The sequence below is a fragment of the Streptomyces sp. NPDC048623 genome (assembly GCF_040650755.1).
Classification (GTDB): Bacteria; Actinomycetota; Actinomycetes; order Streptomycetales; family Streptomycetaceae; genus Streptomyces.
Genome location: NZ_JBEZHV010000006.1, coordinates 347,327 through 356,091, shown reverse-complemented (window position 1 = coordinate 356,091; position 8,765 = coordinate 347,327). Strand labels below are relative to the sequence as shown.

The window sequence follows — 8,765 nt, the reverse complement described above, 5'->3', positions numbered from 1 at the left end:
GGGCGCTGCGGGGGGGGAGTTACACCCCACCTGCGAGACGGGCGCGGCGCGGCCGGGCGCCGTGGCGCCGGCGTGGGTGCGGGGGGGGCGGGTGCCGGACCGGTCCGGCACCCGCCCCCGCGAGTAGACTCCGAAGGGGTACGAGCGCCTGTGCCGGAGGTTGTCTTGGCCGGTTCCGCGGGGTCCCATGGAAGGCCGTCGTGGGCGTCGGACACCTGGGCGGCGGAGTCCGGATTCGCGGGCCTGGCCGCCGAGAACCGGCGGCTGCGGGCCGAGCGCGCCCAGCGGCATCTGACAGACCTCGCCACCGGCGTCCTCGCCGCCCAGCTCGGCCTCTCCACCGCCGACGCGGCCGAACACCTCACCGCGCTCGCGGCCGCCACCGGCCTCTCGCCCCAGGACCTCGCGGCGGACGTCGTGAACGCGCTCACCGGCGCCGAAGGGCGCGGCGGTACCGGGGGCACGGGCGGCGTTGCCGCCCCGAGCGCCCCCGGCGGTGAAGCCGACGCCGTGGGCCCCGCCGGCACCGGAGGTGCGGGCGGCCCGGGTCGCCCCGGCAGCCCCGAGGCCCTGGGTGGCCCCCGCGGCGAGGCCGCCCCCGCGAGCCCGGAGGACTCCGGCACCCCCGGGGGTCCCGGTGGCCCGCGCACCCCCGCGTACCCCGAGGCCCCGGGTGGCCTCACCGCCCCGAGCGCACCCGGCGGCGAAGCCGCCCCCGCGCCCCCCGCCGCCCCGCCCCCGCCGCACCTCGCCCGTCGGCTCCGCCGTACCGTCGCCGCCGTCGAGACCGCCGACGATGTCGGCGGCGCGGCGGAGGCGCTGCTCGACGGTGGGCTCGGGCCGCTCGGGGCGGACAGTGTGTGGCTGTGGCGGCTCGTCGACGGGGGGTGTCTGCGGCTTGCCGGGCACGCCGGGGTCGGGGCGGCGGAGGCGGCGGCGTGGTGGTGGATCCCGCCCGCCGCGCCGGAGGCGATCCGCGCCGTGCTCGATGGCGACGCGCCGGTGTGGCTGCCCGAGGGCCCCGCCGACCCCGCCGACCTGCCGGGAGCGGGCGTGGACGCCGCCCGGGCCGTGCTGCCGTTGCGCCGGCGCGGTACGACGGAGGGCGTCGCGCTCGTCGGCTGGCCCGGGCCCGTGGCGTTCGACCCGGCGCTGCGGCGGGCCGTCGACGGCCTGATGGACGTGGCCGTCGCGCTCCTCGACCGGCCGGACGCCGACGAGACCGGCGCGCCCGTCCTCGTCGACCTGCTCGACGCGCTCACCCACCCGGCCGCCCTGCTGCGTACGGACGCGGCGACCGGCGCCCCGGTCCTGGAGCACGTCAACGAGGCCGCCGTCACCGCCCTCGGCGGCACCCTCCCGGCCGACGACCCCTCGCTCGCCCGCGCCTTCCCGCACGTCCACCCCGAACTCGCCCGTCTGGCCCGGCGCGCCCGCCACACCCGCCGCCCCGGCCACGCCGCGCGCCTTCCCGCCGCGGGCCCGCCCGTGGACCCGGCGGACGGGCCGGGCCCGCTGCTCGACGTACGCGTGCTGCCCGCGGGCCCCGACCGGGCCGTGGTCCTCTGGCACACCGCGGGCGCCCCCGGCCTCGCGACCGGCCGGGCCGTCGCCCGGCTGCAGAGCGTGGCCACCTTCCAGGACAGCCTGACCGGCGGCGACACGGTCTGGTCGGAGCAGGCGTACGGCATCTTCGGCATGTCGCGCGAGGAGGCGCCGCTGCCGCTGCTCGCGCTGCGCGCCCGTGTCCACGAGGAGGACGGCGAGGCGTTGACCGCGCTGCTCAGGACGCTCACCGATCGCCGCACCGGCGCCCAGACCGTCCTGCGGACCGTGCTCCCCGACGGCTCCGTGCGGCATGTCCGCGTCGCGGCGGAACCCCTCCTCGACGGCGACACCGTCACCGGCTTCGTCGGCGCCTACCAGGACGTGTCCGCGACCCGCCGCACCGAGCTCGCCCTGACCGCGACCTTCGACCGGCTCACCGCCGTCCGCGACCAGGCCGAACTGCGCCACCAGGTCGCCCTCCAGCTCCAGCAGGCGATCGTCCCCGAGGCCACCGCCCTGCGCGAGCTCCCCGGCGGGCTGACCGTCGCCGCCCGCTACCGGCCCGCCGCCGAGGAGTACCAGGTCGGCGGCGACTGGTACGACGTGCTTCCGCTGCCCGGGGGCAAGGTGCTGCTCGCCGTCGGCGACATCGCGGGCCACGGCATCGACTCCGTCACCGGCATGGTCTCCCTGCGCAACGCCCAGCGCGCCCTCGCCTTCACCGGCCGCCCGCCCCACCAGCTCATGGGCTGGCTCAACGAGGTCACCCTGCGCACCGGCGACGGCTCCACCGCCACCGCGGTCTGCGCGCTGTACGACCCCGAGGACGGCGGCCTCGTCTGGTCGAGCGCCGGCCATCTGCCGCTGCTCCTCATCCGCGACGGCCGGGCCCGCCTCCTGGAGCCGCCGCAGGACATCCTGCTCGGCGCGGTGCCCTCGTACGCGTACGAGGAACGCCGCACCGCCCTGCGCCCCGGCGACACCCTGCTGCTCTACACCGACGGCCTGGTGGAGCGCCGCCACGAGGGCCTCGGCCCCGGGCTCGCCCGGCTGCTCGCGGTCGCGACCCGGCTGTCCGTGCCGGGCCGGGAGAGCCCCGAACTGCTCGTGGACGCGCTGCTCGGGATGGCCCTGGGGGACACGGACGACGACACGAGCGTCGTCGCGGTCCGGGTCCGCCGCCCGGAGGAGACCGCCGGTCGCGACCTGGTCAGCCCTCCAGCCGGCGGCGGATCCTGACCATCAGCTCCGCCTCGTCGACCGGCTTGGCGAGGTAGTCGTCGGCACCGGCCTCCAGGGCGCGGGCCCGGTCGCCCGGCATGGCCTTCGCGGTGACGACGATGACGGGCAGCCCGGCCAGGCCGGGCATCCGGCGGATCTCCTCGATGGCGCGGTAGCCGTCCATGCCCGCCATCATCACGTCCATCAGGACGAGCCGGACCTCGGTGTGCGCCGCGAGCACCTCGACGGCCCGGTGGCCGCCGTCGGCGGTGAGCACCCGCAGCCCGTGCGACTCCAGGATCTCGGTGAGCGCGAAGAGGTTACGGGTGTCGTCGTCCACGACGAGGACGGTCGCCGCGGGGGGCTCGCCCCTGTCCCCGGCCGAGGGCGCGGGCGCGGGCGCGGGGGCGGGGGCGGGGTCGGCGGAGCCACCCGCCTCCTCGTTCCGGTCCGTGGACCCGGCCGCCACACCCGCCACACCCGTCACACCCGCCGCCGCCCGCTCCGGCAGATGGAAGGTGAAGCGGCTGCCGCGTCCCGGAGTGCTCTCGACCTCGATGGTGCCGCCAAGGAGCGTGGCCACCTCCCGGCTGATGGACAGCCCGAGCCCCGTCCCGCCGTACTCCCGCGCGGTCGTCCCGTCGCCCTGCTGGAACGCGTCGAAGATGTGCCGCAGCCGGTCGGCCGGGATGCCGACCCCGGTGTCCGCGACGCGGAACGCGAGCACGGGATGCCCGTCCCGCAGCGCCGCCGGCACCTCGTCGGGCGGGGTGTGCTCGACGGTCAGCGACACCTCGCCGACCTCGGTGAACTTCAGCGCGTTGGAGAGGAGATTGCGCAGCACCTGCCGCAACCGCGCCTCGTCGGTGGTCAGATGACCGGGTACGTCCGGGGCGACGGTGACGGCGAAGTCCAGGCCCTGCTGGTCGGCGACCGGCCCGAAGGTCGCCTCCAGGTACTCCAGGAGCTGGGCCAGCGCGAACGGTTCGCGCCGCACCTCCATCTTGCCCGCCTCCACCTTCGACAGGTCGAGGATGTCGTTGATGAGCTGGAGCAGGTCGGACCCGGCCGAGTGGATGACCTCCGCGTAGTCGACCTGCTTCTCCGTCAGATTCCCCTCGGGGTTCTGCGCGAGCAGCCGGGCCAGGATCAGCAGACTGTTGAGCGGGGTGCGCAGTTCGTGGCTCATGTTGGCCAGGAACTCCGACTTGTACATCGAGGTGCGGGACAACTGCTGGGCACGCGCCTCCAGTTCCTGCCGGGCCTGCTCGATGACCCGGTTCTTCGACTCGATGTCCTGGTTGCGCTCGGCGAGCAGCGCCGCCTGCTCCTGGAGTTCCGCGTTGGAGCGCTGGAGCTCGCGCTGCCGGGCCTGCAACTCCAGGGTCCGGGAGCGGAGTTCGTCGGCGAGGCTGCGGGACTGGGCGAGCAGCTCGTCGGTGCGCAGGTTGGCGACGAGCGAGCTGAGGACGGCGCCCGCGCTGACCACGAAGCGGTCGAGGAAGTCGCGCTGGAGCGCGCCGAAGGGCTGGAGGGAGGCGAGTTCGACGGCGCCGAGGACCTGGTCCTCGACCACGATCGGCAGGATGATCAGCGCGGCCGGCTCGCCGGTGCCGACGGCGGACGACACCGTCGCGTACCCCTCGGGCACCGGGTCGACCAGGAGGACCCGCCGGTCCCGGGCGGCCTGCCCGACCAGACCCTCGCCGCTCCGGAAGCGGCGCGGCGGATCGCCGGGGACGACGGGGAGCCCGTACGAGGCGGCCATGACGAGGTCGGGCCCGGTGGGAGGGGACCCGGCCGGTACGGATCCGGTGGGTGGGGGCCCAGGGGGAGGGGATCCGGTGGGCGGGGGCCCGGTGGGTGGGGGCCCGGCCGGTACGGACCTGGTCGGTCCGGTGTCCGACACCGCGCCCGGATCCGCGTCCTCGCCCGGCTCCGCATCCCCGTCGGAACCCGGCCCCTCGTCCTTCCGCTCCGGTTCGGGCTCGGCGGCCAGGAAGAAGGCGCCGTACTGCGCCGAGACGAGCGGGGGTACCTCCGCCATGATCAGTTCGGCGATCTCGGGCAGCCCGCGGGTGCTCTGCAGCAGCGCCGTGATCCGGGCCAGGTTCGTCTGCAGCCAGTCCTGTTCCTGGTTGGCGCGGGTGGTGGCGCGCAGCGACTCGACCATGGCGTTGATGTTGTCGCGCAGTTCGCCGACCTCGCCGGGCGCGTCGACGGTGATGGAGCGGGTGAGGTCGCCCTCGGCGACCGCGCTGGTGACCTCGGCGATGGCCCGTACCTGCCGGGTCAGGTTGCCGGCCAGCTCGTTGACGTTCTCGGTGAGCCGCATCCAGGTGCCGGAGACCCCCTCGACCTCCGCCTGACCGCCGAGCTTGCCCTCGGTGCCGACCTCGCGGGCCACCCGGGTCACCTCGGCGGCGAACGACGACAGCTGGTCGACCATCGTGTTGATGGTGGTCTTGAGTTCCAGGATCTCGCCGCGCGCCGACACGTCGATCCGGCTGGTCAGATCACCCTGGGCGACGGAGGTGGTCACCTGCGCGATGTTGCGGACCTGGTTGGTGAGGTTGTCCGCCATCGAGTTGACGTTGTCGGTGAGGTCCTTCCAGGTGCCCGACACCCCGCGTACCCGGGCCTGGCCGCCGAGCTTGCCCTCGGTGCCGACCTCGCGGGCCACCCGGGTCACCTCCTCGGCGAAGGAGGAGAGCCGGTCGACCATGATGTTGATGGTCTCCTTCAGCTCAAGGATCTCGCCGCGCGCGTCCACCCGGATCTTCTGCGTGAGGTCGCCGCGGGCCACGGCCGTGGCCACCTGGGCGATGGAACGCACCTGGGAGGTGAGGTTGTCGGCCATCGTGTTCACGCCGGTGGTGAGTTCCCGCCACACCCCGCTCGCCCGCGGCGCCCCCGCCCGGCCGCCCAGGAGGCCCTGCCCGCCGACCTCGCCGGCCACCCGGGTCACCTCGGAGGTGAGCAGGGACAGCCGGTCGACCATGTCGTTGTAGACGCTCGCGATCTCGCCCTGGACGCCGTCCGCGCCCTCGGGCAGCCGTACGGACAGCTCCCCGTCCCGTACGGCGGTCAGCCCGGCGAGCAGCCGCCGCAGCCCCTCCTCGGCGAGGACATCAGCGCCCCGGTCGCGGCGCTGGTCGCCGTGACCGCCGTAGGGTGCTGCCGGAGTGCGCTCTGCCATAAGGGGCCTGCCCGGCGGGGTCGTACGCCCCGCCCATCCACTCTAGGCCGAGTGCCCGCTCGACGGCTCCGGGATCTCCGGGATCTCCGGCATCTCCGGGAACAAACGGGATCCGGGGGTACGGGGGTGGGCGCGCCGTCTCAGGTGGGGCGGGCGACCTCGGCCCAGACCACCTTCCCGAGGGCGCCGTCCGCCTTCGGGGCGCTGCCCCAGGCCCCGGCCAGGCGGCTCAGGACCATCAGCCCGTGGCCGCCGGGCAGCGCGGGGGAGCGGGGGGCGCGCGGGCGGGGCGGGGCCGGGTTCGCGTCGGACACCTCAAGGCGCAGGTGCAGGCGGTCGGCGGAGTACCGGAGAACCAGTTCCTCGGGCCCGTCGGCGTGCAGACAGGCGTTGGTGACGACCTCCGAGACCAGCAGCAGGACGTCCTCGGCGCGCTCCCGGTCCTCCGCCGTGGCCGCGGGCAGCCAGCCCCAGTCACGCAGCGCGTCGGCCGTGAAGTCCCGGCACCGCGTCACGGCCCCACCGGCCGCCCCACCCAGGACGAGCCGCCTGACCTGCACCTGGGTGCCCCCGCCGGCGCCCGGGGGACCCGGAGGGCCGGGTTCCGGGGCGTTCGCGCCGCCCGTGGCGCGCCTCATGGCTCCTCCCCGACGGGTGCCGCGTCCGCGAGGGCGGCCGCGGTGTCGTCGTACACGCGGAAGACCGACCGCGCGCCGGTGATCTCGAACATGCGGTCCACCGGGGGGCGCAGGCCCGCGAGGTCGAGGCGGCCGCCCGCGTCGGCCATGTGAAGGCGGGTGCGGAGCAGCACGTTCAGGCCGGTGGAGTCGCAGAAGCGCAGGTCCGAGCAGTCGACGACGACGCGGCCGGTGCCCTGGTGCGCCGCGAGGGCTTCGCGGAGCGGGGCCGCCGTGTCGTGGTCGAGTTCGCCCGAGACGGCGACGACGACGGTTCCCGGGCGCGGTCCGCGCAGGGTCCGGACACCGAGCCGCCCGGGGAAGCCCTCCCTCCGATCCATGGCCTCCATGCGCCGGCCGCCTCCTTCCGTCCCTCCGTACCGCCACCCTGAACCCCATGATCAGGCGAAGCCGAGAACCGCGCGATCCTTGACGATCGTGAAGAGCCGCAGCGTCCCCGTCATCGCGAACAGCTGCTTCAGCTGGCGCGGCACCGGCCCGGCGAGGACGAACCGGCCGTCCGCGAAGTGCGCGGTCAGCAGCTCGTGCAGGAACGACGAGTCGCCGAAACCGATCTGCGAGATGTCGAGGACGGTTCGCCGGCTCCCCGAGCGCCGGGCCTCGGCGAGCGCCCGGCGCAGACAGACGACCGTGTCGACGTCGAACTCCCCGGTCGCCGACAGCACCACCGTCCCCGGTGCCGGGGACGGCTCGCGGACCACCCAGGCCGTGCCGGCCGGGGCGCGATAGATCCGCGGCTCCGGGCCGGGGCCGGTGGGCGTCGGGTCCGGCTCGCCGCCCTGGGGCGGCACGGACTGCGCGGGGATCATGGCGGCACCTCCGTGGGGCGCCTGCCCCGATCGGGCTCGCCCATGCGGTCACGCCGGGGTCAGCGGTTCAGCAGTTCAGCGGCTCAGCGGCTCAGCGGCTCGCTGAGCTCGACGGCGCGCAGGGCCGCCGCGAGGGACAGCTCGTCGGAGAAGTCGAGGGCGGTGTCGGTCAGCTTGATGACGTGCTCGTCGCCGTGCGCGAGGGCACGCTCGAAGACCTCCTCGGGCGCGAGCGGGCCCGGCGCGGCGGGCACGACCGCCTCGGCCGGCGCGTACATCGCGGTCACCGCCGCCGATGCCGTCCACGCGACGCGCAGGCTCGGCACCCACAGGGCGCGGGGGAGCGCGGGGAGGGTGCGCAGGACGGCGTTGGGGGCGGTGGCGGCGTGGACCAGCATGGTCTCCTGGCCGTGCCCGTGGGTGGCATAGCGGTGGGTGGCGGCGAGGACGAGTTCGGTGAGGTGTTCGTACGCCGCGTCCGGCCCGGTCACCGCGCCCGCCCAGGCCGGCAGCCGCTCGACCCGCCCGAGCCGGTCGGGGAAGCTCCCCTGCTGCTCGGCGATGCGCGGTACGGCGTCGAGCGCGGCGGAGGCGGGTGCGCCGTCCGCGCCCGGCAGCGGGGTGACGCCGGTGACCGGGCGGTGCCGGGCGGCCCAATAGCCGAGGCCGTGCGCCAGTTCGGTGAGCCGCGGGCCGGTGGTGTCGCCGCCGTCCGCGAGCAGGGTGCGTACGGCGTGGCCCACCCGGATCACCGGGTGCGACGACCCGCCGTACAGGCCGGGCAGCAGCCGCGGCCACCACTCGGCGAGTACGTCCTGCCATGGCCGGTCGGACAGCTCCCGGCCGAAGTACGCGATCCAGTCGGCTGCCCGGCGCGGATCGCCCAGGGCCTCCTGCCATCCGGCGGCCGTGACGGGCGCGATCCCGGACGGGAACTCCTCCAGCTTCGGCGCGTACAGGTCGAGCCACCGGTGCACCGCCCGCTCCTGCCCGTGCGCGGCCAGCGCCTCGACGGCCATCGGCGCGTGATTGGTGAGCCGCCCGAGGCGCTCGGGCCCGGTGGTGTGCAGGCGGTCCAAGGCCTCGTCGAGGACGCCGCTGGTGTCGGTGTGGTGGGTGCCTGTCGTCTCGGTACTGCCCGTCGTCTTCATGCTGCCTGTCGTCTCCATGCGAGGGACGGTAGGCCGGGCCGTACGGGCGGCGTAACGGGCGTGAGGTGTAGGGGAGTCGTACACGGGGGCCTAGGACGGGACCTAGGTCCGGGCCCGCCGCGGGGTGGCGGACGTCTGT

General features: G+C 75.6%; 6 protein-coding genes. 1 reads left to right on the top strand and 5 read right to left on the bottom strand.

Going from position 1 to position 8,765, the window contains the following annotated elements; all coding sequences use genetic code 11:
* The first annotated feature begins 165 nt into the window (after positions 1-165).
* Positions 166-2,787: a SpoIIE family protein phosphatase gene (locus AB0C73_RS12325; protein WP_362527950.1), complete on the top strand. Its 2,622-nt coding sequence runs from the start codon at positions 166-168 to the stop codon at positions 2,785-2,787.
* Here AB0C73_RS12325 and AB0C73_RS12320 read toward each other — a convergent pair.
* The 5 genes from AB0C73_RS12320 to AB0C73_RS12300 all read right to left on the bottom strand — a co-directional run bounded on the left by AB0C73_RS12320 (position 2,759) and on the right by AB0C73_RS12300 (position 8,626).
* Positions 2,759-5,968, bottom strand: a complete 3,210-nt coding sequence (locus AB0C73_RS12320; RefSeq protein ID WP_362527948.1) for a HAMP domain-containing protein — start codon at positions 5,966-5,968, stop codon at positions 2,759-2,761. The two genes, AB0C73_RS12325 and AB0C73_RS12320, sit on opposite strands and share 29 nt — an antisense overlap.
* Positions 5,969-6,108: 140 nt before the next feature.
* Positions 6,109-6,606, bottom strand: coding sequence for an ATP-binding protein (locus tag AB0C73_RS12315; protein WP_362527947.1), 498 nt, complete (start codon positions 6,604-6,606; stop codon positions 6,109-6,111).
* Entirely contained in the window at positions 6,603-6,986 is a 384-nt protein-coding gene (locus AB0C73_RS12310; protein WP_362528060.1) for an STAS domain-containing protein, read from the bottom strand. Before AB0C73_RS12310 ends, AB0C73_RS12315 begins: the two co-directional genes overlap by 4 nt.
* 60 nt (positions 6,987-7,046) lie before the next feature.
* On the bottom strand, positions 7,047-7,475 hold the full coding sequence (locus tag AB0C73_RS12305) for an STAS domain-containing protein (RefSeq protein WP_362527945.1): 429 nt from the start codon (positions 7,473-7,475) through the stop codon (positions 7,047-7,049).
* An 83-nt stretch (positions 7,476-7,558) separates the two neighbouring features.
* Positions 7,559-8,626: a questin oxidase family protein gene (locus tag AB0C73_RS12300; RefSeq protein WP_362528057.1), complete on the bottom strand. Its 1,068-nt coding sequence runs from the start codon at positions 8,624-8,626 to the stop codon at positions 7,559-7,561.
* Positions 8,627-8,765: the final 139 nt, after the last annotated feature.